The organism is Faecalibacterium intestinale (genome assembly GCF_040096575.1).
GTDB classification, from domain to species: Bacteria; Bacillota; Clostridia; order Oscillospirales; family Ruminococcaceae; genus Faecalibacterium; species Faecalibacterium intestinale.
On sequence record NZ_JBBMEN010000004.1, the window covers coordinates 78,625 to 97,616 of the forward strand.

The following is an 18,992-nucleotide window of genomic DNA, read 5'->3' on the forward strand; positions in this document are numbered from 1 at the left end:
CCCAAAGGGGGAGCCCTTGGCAGTCCACGCAAAGTTCATCTTTTTGCCAAGGCCTCTCCCTTTGGGAGAGGTGGATGCGAACAAAGTGAGCAGACGGAGAGGGCGAGGCCGTCGATCTCTCAGCTCACGTCCAGATCATCCAGATACTCTGCGCCGTGCTGGGCGATATGCTCCTTGCGGCCTGCCAGATTGTCGCCCAGCAGGATATCGAACACCTGCGCGGTCTGCACCACATCGGTGGGCATTACTTTGATAAGACGGCGGCTTTCCGGGTTCATGGTGGTCAGCCACATCATCTCGGGGTCGTTCTCGCCCAAGCCTTTGGAGCGCTGGATGGTGTATTTTTTGTCCCCGATCTTTTCCAGAAAAGCGGCCTTTTCCGGCTCGGTATAAGCAAAATAAGTGCGTTCCTTCGTGGTGATCTCGTACAAAGGCGACTCCGCGATATACACATAGCCCTTATTGATCAGGGTGGGGGTAAGGCGGTAGAGCATGGTCAGCACAAGGGTGCGGATCTGGTAGCCATCCACATCGGCATCGGTACAGATGACGATCTTATTGAACCGCAGGTTTTCGAGGTTAAAGGTAGCCAGTTCCTTGTTGTGCTTGCCGCCCAGCTCCACGCCGCAGCCCATCACCTTGATCAGGTCTACGATGACGTCCGACTTGAAGATGCGGGCATAATCCGCCTTCAGGCAGTTCAAAATCTTGCCGCGGATGGGCATGATGGCCTGATATTCACTGTCCCGGCTGGACTTGACCGCGCCCATAGCCGAGTCGCCCTCCACGATATACAGCTCGCGGCGGGCGGCGTCCCGGGTGCGGCAGTCCACAAACTTCTGCACGCGGTTGGCTAAGTCGATTTGCGTAGAGAGCGTCTTTTTGATGCTCTGGCGCGTTTTTTCCGCGTGCTCGCGGCTCTGCTTGTTCACCAGCACCTGCTGGCAGATCTTCTGGGCTTCCTCCGGCTTTTCCAGAAAATACACTTCCAGATAATGCTTGAGGAAGTCGGTCATGGCCTGCGAGACAAATTTATTGGTGATGGCCTTTTTTGTCTGGTTCTCGTAGCTGGTGCGGGTGGAAAAGCTGGAGGATACATACACCAGACAGTCCTGCACGTCCTGAAAGCTGATGGCGCTCTCGCCCTTTTTGTACAGATTCTTTTCCTTCAGGTACTTGTTGATCTGGTAGACAAAGGCGGTGCGCACCGCGTGTTCCGGGCTGCCGCCGTGCTCCAGCCACGAGGAGTTGTGGTAGTATTCCAGCAGCTGTACCTTATTAGAGAAGCAAAAAGCCGCACCCATGCGCACCTTGTAGTCCGGCTGATCCTCGCGATCCCTGCCCACGGCCTCGCTCTCGCAGCTGAACACCGGGGTCAGGGTGTCCTCCCCTGCTACTTCTGCCACATAGTCCGCAATGCCGTTCTGGTAGCACCAGCTTTCGTGCCACGGCTTGCCGGTGGCGGGGTCTTTTTCCTTTTCATCGGTAAAGTTGAGGGTAAGCCCGGCGTTGACCACAGCCTGACGGCGCAGCACATCCTTATAGTAGCTGCCGGGCACGTCGATATCGGTAAATACCTCATCGTCCGGCTTCCAGTGGATGATACTGCCGGTGCGGCGTCCCTTGTAAGGCTCCTTTTGCAGGCCGCCTACGTTCTCGCCCTTTTTAAAGTCCAGATGGTAGTGGTAACTGTCGCGGTAGATGTCGGCGGTCATCCACGCCGATGCATACTGGGTAGCGCACAGACCCAGACCGTTCAGGCCAAGGCTGAACTCGTAGTTATCCTCACCCTCGCCGTACTTGCCGCCCGCGTACATCTCGCAGAACAGCAGCTCCCAGTTGAAGCGACCTTCGCCGTTGTTCCAGTCCACGGGCATACCACGGCCAAAGTCCTCCACGATGACGCTGCCGTCCTTGCAGCGGGTCACGTTGATGGTATCGCCGTGGCCGTCGCGGGCTTCATCAATGGAGTTGGACACGATCTCAAAGATCGAGTGGGCACAGCCCTCCACGCCGTCCGAGCCAAAGATGACCGCCGGGCGCTTGCGCACACGATCGGCACCCTTTAACGAGGTAATGCTCTCGTTGCCATATTCCTGTTTTTTTGCCATGCTGCTCCTCCCGTCCCGCCGCAGCTGTGCTGCGCAGGCCGTTCTGTAATCAAAGCAAGCGCCTGCCCTTGCTATTATATAAGAAATATAATAGCATCTCTGCGGACATAAGCGCCTGTGTTCTTTTCTTTTATTAAACCATAGGTTGTAAAACTTGTCAAATGTTCTTTCTATCTTTCCCGCGCAGCGCTCCGGTACGAAAACCGCGAAAAAAGTCGTTCTTATTTTGTGCGCAGGGACGCTGGAAAACAAAAACTTTTCAATTTTTTCAAAAAAGTTTGCATTTACCCCTTTACAAAATCGAAATTTCAGGTATAATAATCATCGTCCGGTGCGCCTCTGTAGCTCAGTCGGTAGAGCAGGGGACTGAAAATCCCCGTGTCATTGGTTCGATTCCGATCGGAGGCACCAGCAAAGGAAACCCATTCGGGTTTCCCAATATGCGGCCGTAGCTCATCTGGTAGAGCGCCACCTTGCCAAGGTGGAGGTAGCGAGTTCGAGCCTCGTCGGCCGCTCCATTAAGGAGCAGCAACAGTTGCTCCGGTATGGCCCGGTAGCTCAGTTGGTTAGAGCACCAGCCTGTCACGCTGGGGGTCGTCGGTTCGAGCCCGATCCGGGTCGCTCGTCGGAATGTCAGTCGTTTGTCTGGCAGTCTTACAAGTAAGACCGCCGTAACAAACTCTGAAATTTCTCCTCTTCCCCACAAAATCTTGCTTCGCAAGCTTTCGCGGGGCCCCGATATTCGTAAGAATCGCTCGGGAGGGTGCAGGGACAAATGCACCGAATATGCGGCCGTAGCTCATCTGGTAGAGCGCCACCTTGCCAAGGTGGAGGTAGCGAGTTCGAGCCTCGTCGGCCGCTCCATTGGAGTGGTATTCATCACTCCCTATATGGTGACGTGGCCAAGTGGTAAGGCAAGGGTCTGCAAAACCCTCATCCACCAGTTCAAATCTGGTCGTCACCTCCAAAAGATTCCTGGAAGCTTCGGCTTCCGGGATTTTTTGTTTTGCACTGTCCCCTGCCGGCGTCCTCACCCTCTCAGTCACCTGCGGTGACTGATTCCCCTTTTTGTCGCTACGCGACATCTTCCCCCGGCCAGGGGAAGTCTTTCCTCAAAGGGAGAGTCTCTGGCGAAACCGGTCACTTTGCGGTTAAACCAAAAAGTCTGCCGCAGCACCCCCTCCCGTGAAAATGCAATACCGGAGCGTCCGCAGACGCTCCGGTATTGCTATAATAAAAGTAACGCTGCCTCAGAACCGCAGCCGCATCTGATACCACACCACCCCGCCGTGGGTGGAAGCGGAAACACCCTCGTTCACAAAGCCGAACTTTGCGTAATAGTACAAAAGCTTCTCCTTGCAGGTCAGCACCAGCCCCTTGCGCCCCTGTGCGCGGGCATCTGCGATAGCTCTTTGCAGCAGCAGCCCGGCATAGCCACGGCGGCGGCAGCCCGGGAGGGTGTTCACCCCAAAGATCATCTGCCATGCGCCGTTTTCATCATGCAGGGCGGCGTCCGCGTACATCTCATCGGTCAGGTCGGGCGTGTCGGTGCAAAAGCCGTCCACAAAGGCCACCAGTTTCCCCTGCTCAAGCAGCAGCCAGAAATGACTGGCATAGTGTGCCAGCCGTCCGGCAAATTCTTCTGCCGTGGCAGCCTCTGCTGCCGGAAAACAGGCTGCCTCCACGGCGGCAATAGCGTGCAGATCCTCCGTAGTTGCGTTGCGTATCTCCATGGTATCTCCCCCTTCTCTTTTTACTATTCAGTGTACCACAGCTGCCGCGCAAAGGCAAAGTGTTTGCATCTGTTCTCCGTCCGTGTTACAATGGCTATACTACGCTTGGAAGGGAGTTGAAACGCCATGCCCACCGAAAACCGCACTACCTTAACGCCGGACACCCCGGTGCGCTACCTGAAAGGGGTGGGTCCCAAGACCGCAGAACGGTTCGAGAAGCTGGGCATTGTAACGCTGGCAGACCTGCTGTGCCACTACCCCCGGCGGTATATCGACTTTTCCAAGCCCTACTCCATCGCAGAAGCCCCCGCCGACACCGAATGCGTGGTGAAGGCCGAGGTATTCGCAAAGCCCGGCGGACGCATCCTGCCGGGCGGGCGGCGGATGGAGCGCATCACTGCCGGGGACGATGTAGCCAGTCTGGAGATCACATGGTTCAACAACCCCTACGCCACCCAGAAATTGCAGCTTGGGCAGGAATACTATTTTCAGGGCATCGTTACCGGCGGGATGCTGCGCCGCCAGATGGTCAACCCGCAGGTGCGCACCGCCGAGCAGATCCAGGCCGCACCCTTTGAAGCCGTTTACCCCCAGACGGAGGGGCTTACCAGCAGCGCCATCTCCCGCTGCATCCGGCAGCTTTTGCCCCATGCAGAGCTGCTGCCAGATCCGCTGCCGCCGGAGATGCTGCAAAAATACCGTCTGCTCCCCAAGGCCAAAGCGGTGTGCGCCATCCACTGCCCTGCCACCGAGGAGCAGGCCGCAGCGGCGCGGCGGCGGCTCATTTACGAAGAGTTGTTGGTGCTGCAATTGGGCATTGGGCGGATGCGCAGCCGGGGCGCTGCCGCCACCGGGGCACCCATGCGCCGCGCCGACCCAGCTCCTTTCTGGCAGAGTCTGCCCTTTGCCCCCACCGGGGCGCAGCGCCACGCAGTGGAGGAAATTTTAAACGATATGGCGGGCGATACCGCCATGAACCGCCTGTTGCAGGGCGATGTGGGCAGCGGCAAAACGCTGGTAGCTGCTGCCACCATCTGGGCGTGCATCCGGGCGGGGTATCAGGCCGCGCTGCTGGCTCCTACCGAAATTCTGGCCGCACAGCACGCTGAGGGGCTGAACCGGCTGCTTGCCCCCTTCGGGATGCGGGTCGCCCTGCTGACCGGCGGCATGAAGGCCGCCGCCCGCCGCACCACACTGGCCGCTATCCGCAATGACGAAGCCGACCTTGTGGTGGGCACCCACGCCCTGATGAGCGAAGGGGTGGAGTTTGCCCGGCTGGGTCTGGCGGTCATTGACGAGCAGCACCGCTTTGGGGTGCGTCAGCGCGGCGCACTGGCAGAAAAGGCCGCAAACCCGCACCTGCTGGTCATGAGCGCCACCCCCATCCCCCGCACGCTGGGATTGCTGATTTACGGCGATCTGGATATTTCCATTCTGGACGAGCTGCCCCCCGGACGCACCCCGGTCAAGACCCGGTGCATCACCGGCAAGCGGCGGCAGGACTTGTACCGCTTTCTGGACAGCGAGATTGACAAAGGGCGGCAGGTGTATCTGGTCTGCCCCGCCATCGAGGATGTGCCGGACGGCGGGCTGAACGCCGTCAAGACCTACTACGAGGACATTGCCAAGACGCTGCTGCCCGACCGCCGGGTGGGGCTGATGCACGGCAAGCTGAAACCCAAGGAAAAAGCCGCCGTCATGGAGGATTTCAAGGCCGGGCGGCTGGATGCACTGGTGTCCACCACCGTCATCGAGGTGGGTGTGGACGTGCCCAACGCCAGCGTGATGGTGATCGAAAACGCCGAGCGCTACGGTCTGAGTGCCCTGCACCAGCTGCGCGGCCGTGTAGGACGCGGTGCCGCCGAGAGCTGGTGCTTTCTTGTCAGCGACAACACCAGCGAAGCCGTGCAGAAGCGGCTGAAATTTCTCTGCTCCACCACCGACGGCTTTGCCGTGGCGCAGTACGACTTAGAGACCCGCGGCCCCGGCGACTTTTTCGGCAGCCGCCAGCACGGTCTGCCCACCTTACAGATCGCCGATTTGATGAACGACACCCGCACCCTGCACGCCGCCCAGAGCGAAGCCGCCGCCCTGCTGGCCGCCGACCCGCTGCTGGAAAGCCCTGCGCACGCTTTGCTGGCTGCGCAGGTGCAGCAGATGTTCGACAAGGCCGGGCCGATGAACTAAAAAAGCGCTGTCACACGAAAAACTCGTGCGACAGCGCTTTTCTTTACGTTTCCTTGCTCCCGACGATCCTTTGCAGGATGCGGGCGGTCAGGGCGTCCAGCTTTGTTTCCAGTGCGGGCAGGTGCAGCAGACGGTAGAGCCGCTGATACACGGCATCCACCGCGTAGCCCGCAGCGGCAACCAGCAGCACCGCACCGGTCAGGTAAGCCAGCGAGGGCAGCAGCGCCCCGCCGAACCGGGGCAGGTCGACCAGCTGCCACAGCAGCGCCCGGGTAAAATCGCTGTCGTGCAGCAGATACACCCCGAAGGACAGCGGTGCCAGCCGAAAGACCCAGCGCCGCCAGTAGTCCGAGCGGATATGGATATTCTGGAACAGCAAAAACATTGCTGCCGAGGCGATGACCGTAGCCAGTGCCTGATAGCCGTTGACGGTATTCACAAAACCGTTCAGGTGCAAAGCGTTTTCCACCCGCAGCGCCAGCATCCGGTTGAAAAGCCCCGCCGCCGAAGCCGCCAGATACGCCAGCAGGCACAGCCCGCTGGGCACGGTCACCCGGTATTTGCGGAAATAGGCAGCCATAAAATACAAGGTATAGAACCAGATAAAGCTGTATCCGTTATTCACAAAGGTCGCATCCGTTGCCCAGTAGAACAGCGTGCCCCACACGCTTTGCAGCAGCAGCGCCACCAGCAGCAGTGTTTTGTACTGCCGCCTGTCAAGGCTTTGCACCACCGCGTTCAGCACCGGCACCGAGAGATACATCAGGAAATAGGCCGAAGCGAACCAGTAGCCGTTGGAGGTAAGGGGTAAAAGTGCCCGGAGCAGTGCAACAGCCGAAAGCGGGACCGCCCCCGCTTTCACCGCAACGCAGAAGGTGAGCATGGAGTAAAACCACACCTGTGCCCCAATGCGGAACAGCCGCCCGGCATGAACAGGCCCCTTGCGCTCCGACAGGTAATAGCCGGAAAGCATTACAAAACAGTTGGTGGATACACGCGCCAGAATAAACAGCAGCCAGCAGATCCAGAATGCCGCTGTCCCCTGCGGTGCCGCACTGCCCAGCCCGCCGTGCCCGATGCCGTGCATCAGCACGATCATCACCATACTGAGGATACGCATCGTCTCAAAGCCGCTGTGCCGCTTTTGTTCTTCCATACCCCGTTTTCCCCCTTATCTCTCCCCTGTTTCCAGCTGCCGCAAGGCCTGCCGCACCTGCTGCTCCGGCCGCAGCCATGCTTGATAGTACGCCGCATTGTGCTGCGCCATAGCCAAGATCGCCGCCGGGTCTGCCAGCAGCTGCCGCAGCTGCGTCTCACACTCCGCCGGGGACGTATACGTTTTATAGTTTTTCCCTTCTTCAAAGCCGCCCGGCAGGGTGTACCGCAGCGGCTCGGTGACGATAGCGCGTCCCGCCGCCACATACTCGGCCAGCTTCCAGCCGGTAGAGCCGTGCAGTCCGGTAGAAGCCACGCAAATCTCCGTGTGCTGCATCCGGTGCAGGTAGGCGCGTTTGCCGGTCAGCTTGTCCGGCAGGATCAGTTCCGGGCACAGCTGCCGGGCACAGGCGTTGTCGGATACGCCGCCGGTGAACTGCTCCGGGAAGGCGCTTTGCAGCCGGTGCAGCAGCTCGATGCGGTCTGCATTCACCTGCCGCCACTCTGCCTGTAACTCCGGGTATTGCCGCACCGCCGGCTCCTCCGGGTCCCACAGACGGGTCAAAAAGAGGATGCGTGGCTTTTTGCGCACCCGGGTCAGGCAGGCTTCAAAGTCCTGCGGGTAGCAGCGGGTGGAAAGCGCCCACTGCTTCAGGCGGCTCTTTGCGCTGCGCTCCGCTTCCAGCGGCGAGCCCGGGCAGGTAACGTAGTAGTTCAGCCCCAGCGGCCGCAGCTTTGCAGAAATATCGCCCGGGAACTGCCGGTTCTTCTCCGCCGAAAAGCTGCGTTTGAACACCACATCTGCCCGGCGGAACAGCGCCAGCACCGCCGCAGGGTCGTTGTAGAAGTAGCCGTCCATCAGGTCAAACACCACCGTGCGGCCGTCAATTTCCGTTTCCAGCAGCGCCTCCCGGGCAAGGGGACTGCCCTGCCGCTCGTCCTGCACCCGCAAAGTCAGCTCCCCGCGCTTTGCCAGCAGGGTAAAGCCCGCCAGAATGCCGCTGACGTGCGCCGCGCCTTCCCGGGTGGCGAGTTTTATTGTGACCTGCATATTCCCTCCTATCGGTGGAACAGCCCGGTGCGCCGCTCGCCCATGGGGATGACATCACAGAACACACACCGGCTCTTGGTGGAAAGCTGCACATCCTTGTGGTAGCAGCCGAAAAACCATTTTTCGTAGGTCAGCTTGAGCAAGATCTCATCCAGAAACAGGTGCAGACGGTTGCTCTCGCCAAGGGCAAGGGCGGTAAAATCCAAAAATCTGCTTGGTGCATCGTGGGTCAGCACATAATCTACCTTGTAGTCTACTGTCTCTAAGTTGCGGCGGCAGGTGTCGTACTCCTCGTCACTGGGCATCTCCTGCTTCCACCAGTTCACGCCCGGCTCCCGGTCGTCCTTATCCTGACTTTCCGCGCCGCCGAAGCAGAGATAGGTCTTGCCCTCCAGCTCCAGCACGCTGCCCCGGCACACATGGTATACGTTGCCGCCAAGGCTCTGCACCCTGCCGCCGAACAGCTCGGTCTCCGGGTACTGTGCCAGCAGGTCGTAGTTTTCGTGGCTGCCGTCCAGAAACAGCACCGTGTAAGGGCGCTTGCGCAGCCAGTCCAGCCGCTTGCGCTCTGCGGTGCTGCCGTCCCATACAAAGCCAAAATCCCCCAGCACCACCACGGTGTCCTTCTTGCCCAGCCAGCGCAACTTGCCCTGCTTGAAGCGCTGGATATCGCCGTGGGTATCCCCTGTAAGATATACCATTCCTGCCCTCCCTGCCGGGGCGAAAGAACGGTGTAAAACACCGCAAGGCTCTTGTAACGCCCCGGCAAACCTGTTATTATTATAGAACACAGCACTTTTGCTGCAAAATTGATCTTCCGGCGCGCTGTACCGCGCAGCCTTATTTAGTATATTTTATCGCTTTTTAAAGGAATTGTCCACATGAAACGTATTTTTGCACTGGTTCTTTCGCTTGTATTTCTGCTCAGCTGCCTTGTGCTGCCCGCCGGAGCCATGTTCGACCCCAGCCCGGTGTATCAGGTGCAGGCTGCAAGCGCCTATATCGTGAACACGGATACCAACATCATCGTCTACGATAAGGACAGCACGAAGCAGGTGTCTGCCGGCGGTCTGACCAAATATATGACCCTTGCCGTGCTGCTGACCAACTACGCCGACCAGCTGGACAACACCTTCCAGATGCCCTTTGCCATCTCGGACTATGTTTATAATACCAATAACGCGGATATGCGCTCCAACGAGACTTTCACCTACCGCGAAGCCATGTACGCCATGCTCACCCGCAACGCCAACGAGGCCGCCATGGGTGTGGCGTACACCCTTTCCGGCGGCGATCTGGACGGCTGGGTGGCGCAGATGAACACCTTATCCAAGCGCATCGGCACTACCGCCAGCAGCTGGACGGACGCCTGCGGCATCGACAGCGGCAACACTACCTGCGCGGTGGATATGTACCTGATCCTGCGCTACCTGATGAGCTTTGACGCCTTTGTGGAAGTATCCGGTGCGCCCAGCTTTACCATGCCCGCCAAGGAGAAGCACCGCTCCTCCTCGGTGCTGGTCAGCCAGAACGCCGCGCTGAGCAAAGCCAGCGGCGGCAGCTACTACCGCAGCGCCATGCAGGGCGGTATGTGCAATGTGACTGCCTTTAAAAACGATACCGGCACCCAGAGCTATGTTTCATGGGGCAATAAGGACGGTGCCACCTATATCTTCTGCGTGATGGACAGCCCCGACAGCTGCGATACCCTTGGCTACGCCAACCGCCGTCCCGCCCTGTTTGAGACAGTCAAACTGATGGACTGGGTGTTCGACAGCTTTTCCATTCAGGCTGCGCTGGACACCGACCTGACCATTGCGGAGATCCCGGTAAAGTATTCCTCCGATACAGACACCTTGCAGCTGTACCCCAACGACAGCATGATGACCCTGCTGCCCTCCACCAGCGACGGCACCGTCACCCAGAAATACTTCCACCTGCCGGACTACGTCTGCGCCCCCATCCAGCAGGGCGATGTGGTGGGCACGGTGGAGCTGAAGCTGGCGGGCGAGACCATCGGCGTGGTGGAGCTGATTGCCGGGCAGGACGTAGCCCGCAACCCGCTGCTGTTCGGGGTGGACAAGGTGAAGGAGTTCTTCACCAGCCTGTACCTGAAGGTGGTGCTGGTGCTCAGCCTGATCGCCGCCCTGATCTACGGGCTGTGGCTGCTGTGCGCCAACTGGAACCGCCGCAAACCCACTAAAAAGATCCACCGCCGCTATTGAACAGACGCAAAAATGCCCCGGCAGCCGCAAAGGCCGCCGGGGCATTCTGGTTGCGCCAGCAGGAGTCGAACCTACGATGGGGGAGTCAAAGTCCCCTGCCTTACCGCTTGGCGATGGCGCATCGTGCAGCTAAGTATAGCATATTTTCTGCCGTTCCACAAGAGGGACGCTGCATTTTTGCAGCCTTTTCCCCGCAGTACCCAGAGCGTTTGCGGCGTTTTTTGTCGTTTTTTGGGCTTTTAGACGCTGTTTTTATGCTTTCCATTTCCTGCCATGTTTTTACGAAAGACAAGTTTTAAAGAATGCAATTTTCAAAAAATGCGGTCTATTGGGGCATAAAATTCATCTTGCAAGGGTAAAAATCGTTTTTTCATAATTTTTATTATTTTTTCAGCCAAAAGCTGTATTTTTTGTTGCGGTTCTGGTACACTGGATGTGATAAATATAGATTGAAGAAACTTCTCCGCTGTCCGGGCTGCGCCCGGGTGGGGCAGGGTCTCCATCTTTGTGAAGGAAAGCGAGGGATCTCATGAAAAAATTCCTGAAAACGCTGGTGGTCGGGATCTGCCTGTTCACCCTGCTGTGCTGTGCGCTGCCGGCTGCGTTTGCTGTCGGCAACACTTCAGGGAGCAAAAAGGAACAGAACGTGTTCGCCATTGGTATGGATGCCCAAGGCGGCATCTGCTCTACTGTGGTAACCTACACGAACCTGTCCGGCAAACTGGAGAGTACGCCCGAGCAGCCTACCATGACGGGCTACATCTTTGACGGCTGGTACACCGAGCCGGTGGGCGGCAGCAAGGTGACCACTTCCACCGTGTTCACCTCCGACGCTACCATCTACGCGCACTGGATTGCCAAGGCCGGTGCTTCCACCGTGCCGCAGCCCGCCACCCAGCCCGCCGCGATTCAGTGGCAGAAGTATGTAGGGCCCGCACTGGTTGCCGGTGCCCTGCTTACCACCCTGCTGGTCTCCACCATGTTCTGAACAACGCTGTAAAACGCATTGATACCAATGAAGAAAGGGATCTTACCATGACTACTTCTACCATGAAACTGCCCGCCAGCTACGCCGTGATCGACGCCGAGGAGATGACCTATCTGGACGGCGGTGCAAGCAGCGCCTACCAGTCCTTCCTGGACGTTGGCAAGGTGTTCAACTACATCGCCCGCATCTTCTCCGGTGCAAGCTCCATCATCAACAACGTCAACGTCATCTACCAGTCCTTTGTCTCGCTGAACAGCCTGCTGACCAGCTTTGGCAAGTAAAAGGCTGACCCCAAAGTCTGCATACGGGAGCCGCGCTTTTTTTTCGAAAAAGTGCGGCTCCCGTTTTTTCGTGCGCGCAGCAGTTCAGCACAGTAGTGTACAAAACTTCACATCTCAAAATTATGAACAAACTTTTTAAGTTTTTGGGGTCTTGCAGTCGTTTTTGGGGAAAAATACACACAAAATATAAAAAAATGCGATATTTTTTCGGCGTTATCTCTTGATTTTGTGTCTGTTTTGTTATATTGTTGTTACATGGGATGTGGTAAAATAAGGTAGCTTGTAAAGGAGCGCTTCCGCACCCTTTACACCCCGCAAATCCTGTGGCGGCAAGCGCATTTTAAGCCGTTTTTGTTAAGTATTTTCGTAGTTTACGAAAACCTTTTCGCCGGCTTGTACTTTATAGTTTGGGAGTTTGGACATACATGGCAGATCGTGAACTGCGGCGGATGCACCGCGCTGAACTGATAGAGATTATTTATGCATTGAAGCAGAGCGAGGATCAGCTCAAGGCGCAGAACGCCGCGCTTACCGCGCAGCTGCAGGACCGGCAGCTCCGGCTGGAAAAGGCCGGCTCCATCGCGCAGGCTGCGCTGGAGCTGAACAACGTGTTCGCCGCCGCGCAGGCCGCCGCCGATGACTATCTGCACTCGGTGCAGGCCAACCTTGCAGACACCGACGCCGCCGCTGCCAACACCCTTTCGCAGGCGCGCAGCGAGGCCAAACGCATTCTGGAGCAGGCACAGGCAGACGCCGACAGCCTGAAGGCGCAGACCCGGCAGGAATGCAGCGCCATGGTAGAGCAGGCCGAGCAGGAGGTGCAGCAGCGCTGGCAGACATTTGACCGCAAGGCCAACGCGCTGCTGGACCAGTACCGCAGCGCCGACAGCCAGCCTTCGGAGGAAACATGAAAAAACGCGATATCCGGTTTGCTTCCATCCCCTCCACCGAGGAAGTAGCCGCAGAACGTGAACGTCTTGCGTACCAGAACCGCTACCAGCGGGTGCTGCGCAGTACGGTCTATATATTGGTGGTGGTGGCCGCAGCGGCCGTGCTGCTGGCTACGCTGTTTTTACCGGTGCTTCAGGTTTCCGGCGACAGTATGAACCCTACATTAAAGGATAAGGACATTATCCTGCTGGTAAAATCCAACCACATTGAAAACGGTGAGTTATGCGGCTTTTACTGGCAGAACAAGCTTTTGCTCAAGCGCATCATCGGGCAGCCCGGTGATGTGATCGATATGGACGTGAACGGCGTGGTCTCGGTAAATGGCGAGGTGCTGGACGAGCCCTATGTGGACGCGCTGACCGTGGGCGAATGCGACATCCGGTTCCCCTATCAGGTGCCGGAAAACCGCTACTTCGTGCTGGGCGACCACCGCTCCACATCCATCGACAGCCGCAGCAGCGTGATAGGCTGCGTGGAAAAAAGTCAGATCATTGGCAGGGTGTTTTTAAGGGTATGGCCCCTGTCCAGTTTCTCGTTGATCCATTGAGCCCGGGAGGAGGTACTCTAAGTTATGAACGACATCCTTAAAACCTACAAGGAGCAGTTCCGCGAAAACCGGCACACGCTGCGGCGCTACACCGCATTTGTGCTGGCGCTTGCCATGATCACCACCCTGTTCGTCAACTGGCAGCTGCACGGCGTTGGCATCTCTATGACCGCGCAGTACCAGTGCGGCGAGGTGGAGCACGCCCACACGGCGGATTGCTACGACAAGGTGCTGATCTGCGGCTACACGGAAGGCCAGCTTGAAAATGCGGACGAAGTTGCCGCTGCCGAAGCTGCCGCCGCCAGTGCTGCCCAGAGCAGCGCCGAGGAAGAGATCATGCCGCTGGAGCTGGAGCCGCAGATCGAGTTTGTGCCCCACGAGCACACCGATGACTGCTACACTGAAGTGCAGACCCTGACCTGCATGGAGGAAGAGCACGTCCACGATGATGACTGCTACGACCCCGAGGACGGCACCCTGATCTGTGAAAAATTTGAGCATACCCACGATGAAAGCTGCTACACCACCGAGTACGAGCTGACCTGCGGCCTGGAAGAGGGCGAGCTTGTGGAGCAGGTGGTAGAGCCCACCCAGACCGCCGAGCTGGTGGCCATGGCGGTGGCAGAGCCTGTGGCGCTGGAGCCGGTGGTGGACACTGTGGAGCCCATCTACCACCACCACACCGACGCCTGTTACGAGGAAGTGCTGGTGTGCCCCCTGCCGGAGCATCACCACACCGTAAGCTGCCTGAGCGATACCTCTGCCGACCTTGAGACCCCCGAGGAGTGGCAGGCCGCCAACGCCGATGCCGTGATCACCGGCGAGTGGAACGCGGATCTGCTCAGCGTGGCAAAGACCCAGTTGGGCTACGAGCAGAGCGAGAAAAACTTCGAGATCGACCCGGCGGACGGCGTGACCCTGCGCTACTACTCCCGCTACGGTCAGTCCTATGGCAATGCCTACGGCGAGTGGGACGTGATGTTCCTTGCCTACTGCCTGAAGTACGCCGAGATTCCCCAAAGCGCCATCCCGCAGGAGGCCAGCGTGCTTGCCCTGCGCAGCTCCATGAGCGGCATGGACTGGCTGCTGGAAGAGGACGGCAGCGCCGCCCAGCCCGGCGACATCGTTATTTATAATAAGTACGTCACCCGCACCGTGGCTGTGGACAGCAGCGCCGACAGTGCAGCGCCGGATCTGGACGACCTGTTCAGCGTGGATACAGAGTTTGAAAACAGCGCAGACCTTGAGGGCTCCGGCGTTTCTGCGCTGGATGCAGCCCCCAGTGCTGACGACAGCACCGGCGCACAGGATACCGCAGCCACCTCCGGCACGCAGGACACTGTGCTTACCCCCGAGCCCGTTGACCCGCAGACGGAGCAGCCCGCCGAAAAGCCGGTGGACAGCGCTGACACCGCTGCACCCAGCGCCATGACCTCCGTGTCCGGCGCGGACACCCTTGCCCCCAGCGTGGTATCCCCCGCTGCTGAGCCGCAGACCACCACCGTGACCGACGCTTTGCCCGTGGAGACCGTGGGCATCGTGAGCAGTGTTGACAAGGATGCCGACACGCTGACCGTTATTTCCGGCGACATGGACGGCAAGGTGGCTGAGGTAACACTGTTCAACACTGATGTGGAAAACGTTATTTCTGTGGCGTATGCGCAGATAGAGCTGAGCGAAGGCGATTCCGATTCGGACGATGACACCGCTTCTGATATTATTGAAACCGACCCGGTGTTCTCCTGCTCCGTTACTACCGTATACGAAACTGCATCCGCATCTGCGGTGCGTCCTTCCCGTTCCCGCGCTGCAAGGTACGCTGCACCCTCCACCTATGCCGTAACTGCCGTGTCTGCTACTCCTGTTGATATGGGCACTCATATCACGAACGTTTCTGTTCAGGTTCCCAACTCCACGGATGGCAGCGGCGTTGTAACCTCTTGGAAAGATGCAAACGGCATTGTGCGTCCCGGTCAGACCGTTAAGGTGCAGTTGAATTACAGCTTTAATGAGAATGAAATCACCGCAGACAACCGCGTCGCAACCTACAAGTTCCCCAACGGTATTACGCTGTTGGACAGTGTTTCAGACTCCGGCAATATCACTTGGCGTGACAGTACTGGTAAAGACGTTGTCGTTGGCACCTACAATATTGTTGGTGACACCGTCACGTTTACTTACAACGAAACATTTGCCGACGGCAAAGCCTTTGACGGTGACTTTGAGTTTAAGGCTTCTGCTTCCTCTGATTCCTCCATGGAAAACCAAAAAATCAATTTTGGTGGTACGACCGGTTCTGTTACCATCAAAAAAGAGGATCTGATCTCCGACCTGTCTCTTTCCAAGAATGTGCAGAAGGATGCAAGCGGTAAAGAGCTGATCAAATACGATTCGACGGCGAAAACGCTTGATATCGCCTATGAAGTGGTTGCAAAAACCACAAACGGCACCGGTGATACCGTAAATCTTACCGATTTCTTTGATACCGTAAATTCTTCTCTTCCCAGCAACGCTACCTATCGGCAAGATACGATCAAACTGATAAAGATTGCTGCGGATGGCACCGAAAAGGATGTCACAACGGACTATCAAAGCAAACTTACCGTAGGCACTGAGCTCAAATACGATGCTCTGCCCGAACTGAAAGCCGGTGAGCAATACGTTCTGCGGTATCACGCCACCATTCCTGTTAATGATGATTACACCTATAAAGCCATCAATAAGGTAAAGGCTGAGTTCGACGGCAAAGACAGTTACACGAGCACGGAGGTTAAAAACACCAATCCGCGCCTTACCAAGAGCGGCAATTATGACGCCAGCAGCCGTATCATCACTTGGACAGTCAAGATCAACAACCCCTATGGAGAGGATCTCCGCGGCAAAACCTTTAAAGATTTTCTGCCTGCCGAACTGGAGGTCGTAGGTGAAGTTAAAATTCAGCGCGGCTACTATAGCGACGACATTAAGCCCGTCTCTGCTGCGGATTTCAAGAAAGATAACTACACCTACACCTTCCCGACAGATTTGGCGCATGGTCCGGAAACTGAATCGTTCTACACGATTGAAATCAAGACGAAAGTTCCTGACAACACCACAGTCGGTACTACCTATACAAATACGGCTGATTTTGATGGCAGCGGCGCTTCCGGTGATGTTACTGTGACCGACCGCAGCTCCTATCTTAACAAGAGCCTGTCTAAGGCAGAGGACTTGGAAACCGGCAAGAAAAAGCTGACTTGGAAAACCTCGGTCTCCATCCCCACCGGTTGGAACAAGATCACCCTTACGGATACGATCCATGATGCCGAGGTAAATGGCACAGAGCAGGACGGCACACATTATGCAGTCTTGTCCGAGCTGAAGGATGAGATCAAGAATAATCTGCATCTGACCTTGTTCAACTCCACCGAGACCGTTACAATGGCAAATGCGTCCGAGCATGATGTCACGTTTACCGTCACCTATTATGACGAGAACAATGCTGTGGTTACGAACGATGATGCTCATGTGACCAAGTTTAGCATCACCGCTAAGCTTGCCGATGGCAAAACGTTGGATGCCACCAGCATGGAGCTGAGCAACTACCATACCGTTGCCGACATCAGTAATGCAGGCATAGAAGAGCCGTGGCTGTTTGTAAACACTGCCGCTTCCGGTGATAAGACCACCGATGCCGACTACACCTATAAAAAGCCCAAGGAAGCAAAGCTTGAAAAGCTGGTCTATGAATACGGCAATTTCAATAACGCTGGCAGCAAGATCAGTGAGCTGGATTATACCAGCAACGGTGGTAAAATCTACTATGAGCTCACCATTCCCACATCACTTACTTGTAAAGATCCGCTGACCACAAAAGATTTGGTCATTACCGATACCCTGCCGGCTGGTGTTACCTTTGACATAAGTAGTGTCACGGTTGGAGCCAACGAGTACAAAGCTGACGGTTCTGTGAATCATCAAGCTTGGTTTGCTAACACAATTTATGGTTCTGGCGGCAGGTCAAACTATGATATTTCGGCAACCAAAAACTTTAGTGCATCAAAAACTCATATTGGCGCAACCGACACCGACCGTACGATCACGTTTACGATCAATAGCGGCTACAACGTTTCTGATAAACCGCAGGTTTTCTATATCCGCTACTCGGTCAGCGTTGCGGAGGACGCATCTTGGGACGATCTTCGTACGGAAAACAAGTACCGCAACAGCGCAGAATGGAACGGCGATAAGGCAGAAACGGAAACCACCGTCAAGCGCAGCTACGAAAAGCTTTATAAGACCGGCACTGTCGTCACCGAGGATCCCGATGCCAGCGGCAAGCCAACTGCTACCAAGAAGATCAACTACAGCGTTGTTATCAACCCCACCGGCGATAAGCTGCTGACCACCAGCAATACCCTGACCCTGACGGATACGCTTAGCTTTGAGCCCTCTGACAACACCTCCGCTGATCTGGATCTAAGTTCGATCCATCTGTATGGTGTGACCCTTGATACTACCACCGGCAACCTTGTTGCAGACCATACAAATGAGATCGGTCATGACCGGTTTACGGCAACCTACGACAGCCCCAACCACACCATGACCGTCACCGTCCCGGATGAACTGGCTTGTGTGCTGGAATACACCTATCAGATCTCTTATCCTTCCTCTACGGAGGTAACAGTTAAAAACCATGCAAACCTCTCCGGTCTGGTGGAGAAATGGGTCGATACTCATGTTGTGAATTATGATTCTTCGGCTACCGTCCGGTTCAGCAAGTTTGACCTGAACAAGGTGGATTCCAACGATTATCTGGTCACACTTCCCGGTGCAACCTTCCAGCTTGCAAAGTGGAATAGCACAACGAAGAAGTTTGAAGAGGTTCGTAAGCTGACAACAGACGCCGCCGGTCAGATCAATTTCGGTCTGCAGGATTCTTCTGCAACAGCGGAGAGCTTCACTGAGAGCAGCGCCCAGCTGCTTTGCAGTACGCTCTACCGTATTGTAGAGACGGATGCCCCCACCGGCTATGCGCTTAGCAAGAGCCCGATCTACCTGCTGTGGGGTGCATTTTCCAACACAAAGCAAGATGACGCGTTTAAAACTGCTACCGGTGAAACTTGTGTCAATGATTCGGAGTACAACCAGGGAATTGATAGTAGCAAAGTGACCTACCTTGCCCGTGGTGATATCAGTGCTGTATATGTGCCCAACACCGCTAACAGCATTACGGTTGCCAAGCATTGGCTGGATACGGACGGCAAAACAGAGCTTGCTCCGGACAAGGTCAACTCCACCTACACCGCAACCGTAGAGCTGCGGCGCAAGGGTTACCAGTATAGTGGTGAAAAGTCTGATACAAAAGTTGAAAGCGTCACCTTGGATAATTCCAACAACTGGAGCTATAGCTGGAACAATCTTCCTTTGACTGATCCCGCTGACAGCAGTATCACCTACAAGTACTACGTTAAGGAAACAGCTTGTTCCGGTACGTTTAAATACGACCTGAACAACACCGGCATCACCGGCGGCACCATCCTGCTTTACAATCAGGTGCCCGAGGATGCTAACTACGAGCTTCCCTCTACCGGCGGGTCCGGTACACTCCCGTACACAGCCGTGGGCGGCACAATGATGCTGTCTGCGCTGGCATATAGCTTTATCCACCGCAAGCGCAGACGCGAAGGGAGGGCAGATGACTAAACTGCACTTCCCTGCCGGACGCCCGGAGCTTAAACCCCGCCCGCCCAGCGCAAAGTTTACGCGATAGTCCGAACAAAA

Annotated in this window: 12 protein-coding genes and 6 tRNA genes; 12 read left to right on the forward strand and 6 right to left on the reverse strand. The window is 56.6% G+C overall.

The features are described from left to right. Positions 1 to 119: 119 nt before the first annotated feature. Positions 120 to 2,111, reverse strand: coding sequence for a DNA gyrase/topoisomerase IV subunit B (locus WMO20_RS04860; RefSeq protein ID WP_349186021.1), 1,992 nt, complete (start codon positions 2,109 to 2,111; stop codon positions 120 to 122). 335 nt (positions 2,112 to 2,446) lie between these two features. On the opposite strand from WMO20_RS04860, the gene WMO20_RS04865 reads away from it, so the two are divergent. From WMO20_RS04865 to WMO20_RS04885, 5 genes are all read left to right on the forward strand, one after another. Beyond that, a tRNA-Phe gene (locus tag WMO20_RS04865) sits at positions 2,447 to 2,522 on the forward strand. 31 nt (positions 2,523 to 2,553) lie between these two features. After that, positions 2,554 to 2,629: transfer RNA gene (locus tag WMO20_RS04870), tRNA-Gly, on the forward strand. 29 nt (positions 2,630 to 2,658) lie between these two features. Further along, positions 2,659 to 2,732 (forward strand) — tRNA-Asp (locus tag WMO20_RS04875). A 167-nt stretch (positions 2,733 to 2,899) separates the two neighbouring features. Beyond that, positions 2,900 to 2,975 (forward strand) — tRNA-Gly (locus WMO20_RS04880). A 28-nt stretch (positions 2,976 to 3,003) separates the two neighbouring features. Continuing rightward, positions 3,004 to 3,078, forward strand: a tRNA-Cys gene (locus WMO20_RS04885). A 283-nt stretch (positions 3,079 to 3,361) separates the two neighbouring features. On the opposite strand, the gene WMO20_RS04890 is transcribed toward WMO20_RS04885, so the two are convergent. Beyond that, positions 3,362 to 3,844: a GNAT family N-acetyltransferase gene (locus WMO20_RS04890; protein WP_349186022.1), complete on the reverse strand. Its 483-nt coding sequence runs from the start codon at positions 3,842 to 3,844 to the stop codon at positions 3,362 to 3,364. 126 nt (positions 3,845 to 3,970) lie between these two features. On the opposite strand from WMO20_RS04890, the gene recG reads away from it, so the two are divergent. Continuing rightward, positions 3,971 to 6,031 carry an ATP-dependent DNA helicase RecG gene (gene recG / locus WMO20_RS04895; protein ID WP_349186023.1) on the forward strand — a complete coding sequence of 687 codons (2,061 nt, stop codon included), beginning with the start codon at positions 3,971 to 3,973 and terminating at the stop codon, positions 6,029 to 6,031. A gap of 43 nt (positions 6,032 to 6,074) precedes the next feature. Here the strand turns inward: recG and WMO20_RS04900 are convergent, their stop codons facing one another. From WMO20_RS04900 to WMO20_RS04910, 3 genes are read right to left on the reverse strand one after another with little or no spacing between them, the layout of a single operon-like run. Continuing rightward, entirely contained in the window at positions 6,075 to 7,187 is a 1,113-nt protein-coding gene (locus WMO20_RS04900; protein ID WP_349186024.1) for an acyltransferase, read from the reverse strand. Between the two features lie 15 nt (positions 7,188 to 7,202). After that, positions 7,203 to 8,237, reverse strand: a complete 1,035-nt coding sequence (locus tag WMO20_RS04905) for a glycosyltransferase (protein ID WP_349186025.1) — start codon at positions 8,235 to 8,237, stop codon at positions 7,203 to 7,205. An 8-nt stretch (positions 8,238 to 8,245) separates the two neighbouring features. Beyond that, positions 8,246 to 8,938, reverse strand: coding sequence for a metallophosphoesterase (locus WMO20_RS04910; RefSeq protein WP_316539330.1), 693 nt, complete (start codon positions 8,936 to 8,938; stop codon positions 8,246 to 8,248). Positions 8,939 to 9,118: 180 nt separating this feature from the next. Between WMO20_RS04910 and WMO20_RS04915 the strand changes: the two genes are divergently transcribed. Continuing rightward, on the forward strand, positions 9,119 to 10,462 hold the full coding sequence (locus WMO20_RS04915; RefSeq protein WP_316539331.1) for a D-alanyl-D-alanine carboxypeptidase family protein: 1,344 nt from the start codon (positions 9,119 to 9,121) through the stop codon (positions 10,460 to 10,462). 47 nt (positions 10,463 to 10,509) lie between these two features. Here WMO20_RS04915 and WMO20_RS04920 read toward each other — a convergent pair. Continuing rightward, a tRNA-Gln gene (locus WMO20_RS04920) sits at positions 10,510 to 10,583 on the reverse strand. Positions 10,584 to 10,991: 408 nt separating this feature from the next. Here WMO20_RS04920 and WMO20_RS04925 point away from each other — a divergent pair. The 5 genes from WMO20_RS04925 (at position 10,992) to WMO20_RS04945 (ending at position 18,914) form a co-directional block, all read left to right on the forward strand. Continuing rightward, a complete protein-coding gene (locus WMO20_RS04925; protein WP_349186026.1) occupies positions 10,992 to 11,450 on the forward strand; it encodes an InlB B-repeat-containing protein in 459 nt (152 codons plus the stop codon). 47 nt (positions 11,451 to 11,497) lie between these two features. Then, the gene (locus WMO20_RS04930; RefSeq protein WP_316539333.1) at positions 11,498 to 11,731 is read left to right on the forward strand and encodes a hypothetical protein; all 234 of its coding nucleotides are present in this window, start codon (positions 11,498 to 11,500) and stop codon (positions 11,729 to 11,731) included. Positions 11,732 to 12,156: 425 nt separating this feature from the next. Further along, a complete protein-coding gene (locus tag WMO20_RS04935) occupies positions 12,157 to 12,642 on the forward strand; it encodes a hypothetical protein (RefSeq protein WP_112090486.1) in 486 nt (161 codons plus the stop codon). Then, positions 12,639 to 13,229: a signal peptidase I gene (lepB, locus tag WMO20_RS04940; RefSeq protein ID WP_112090485.1), complete on the forward strand. Its 591-nt coding sequence runs from the start codon at positions 12,639 to 12,641 to the stop codon at positions 13,227 to 13,229. The genes WMO20_RS04935 and lepB overlap by 4 nt, the downstream gene beginning before the upstream one ends. 24 nt (positions 13,230 to 13,253) lie before the next feature. Continuing rightward, on the forward strand, positions 13,254 to 18,914 hold the full coding sequence (locus WMO20_RS04945; protein WP_349186027.1) for a Cna B-type domain-containing protein: 5,661 nt from the start codon (positions 13,254 to 13,256) through the stop codon (positions 18,912 to 18,914). The last annotated feature ends 78 nt before the right edge of the window (positions 18,915 to 18,992 follow it).

What these genes read in the sequence shown, in the direction of transcription:
- WMO20_RS04860 (WP_349186021.1), bottom strand. Translation starts at nt 2,111, where the DNA reads ATGGCAAAAAAACAGGAATATGGCAACGAGAGCATTACCTCGTTAAAG.
- WMO20_RS04890 (WP_349186022.1), bottom strand. Translation starts at nt 3,844, where the DNA reads ATGGAGATACGCAACGCAACTACGGAGGATCTGCACGCTATTGCCGCC.
- recG (WP_349186023.1), top strand. Translation starts at nt 3,971, where the DNA reads ATGCCCACCGAAAACCGCACTACCTTAACGCCGGACACCCCGGTGCGC.
- WMO20_RS04900 (WP_349186024.1), bottom strand. Translation starts at nt 7,187, where the DNA reads ATGGAAGAACAAAAGCGGCACAGCGGCTTTGAGACGATGCGTATCCTC.
- WMO20_RS04905 (WP_349186025.1), bottom strand. Translation starts at nt 8,237, where the DNA reads ATGCAGGTCACAATAAAACTCGCCACCCGGGAAGGCGCGGCGCACGTC.
- WMO20_RS04910 (WP_316539330.1), bottom strand. Translation starts at nt 8,938, where the DNA reads ATGGTATATCTTACAGGGGATACCCACGGCGATATCCAGCGCTTCAAG.
- WMO20_RS04915 (WP_316539331.1), top strand. Translation starts at nt 9,119, where the DNA reads ATGAAACGTATTTTTGCACTGGTTCTTTCGCTTGTATTTCTGCTCAGC.
- WMO20_RS04925 (WP_349186026.1), top strand. Translation starts at nt 10,992, where the DNA reads ATGAAAAAATTCCTGAAAACGCTGGTGGTCGGGATCTGCCTGTTCACC.
- WMO20_RS04930 (WP_316539333.1), top strand. Translation starts at nt 11,498, where the DNA reads ATGACTACTTCTACCATGAAACTGCCCGCCAGCTACGCCGTGATCGAC.
- WMO20_RS04935 (WP_112090486.1), top strand. Translation starts at nt 12,157, where the DNA reads ATGGCAGATCGTGAACTGCGGCGGATGCACCGCGCTGAACTGATAGAG.
- lepB (WP_112090485.1), top strand. Translation starts at nt 12,639, where the DNA reads ATGAAAAAACGCGATATCCGGTTTGCTTCCATCCCCTCCACCGAGGAA.
- WMO20_RS04945 (WP_349186027.1), top strand. Translation starts at nt 13,254, where the DNA reads ATGAACGACATCCTTAAAACCTACAAGGAGCAGTTCCGCGAAAACCGG.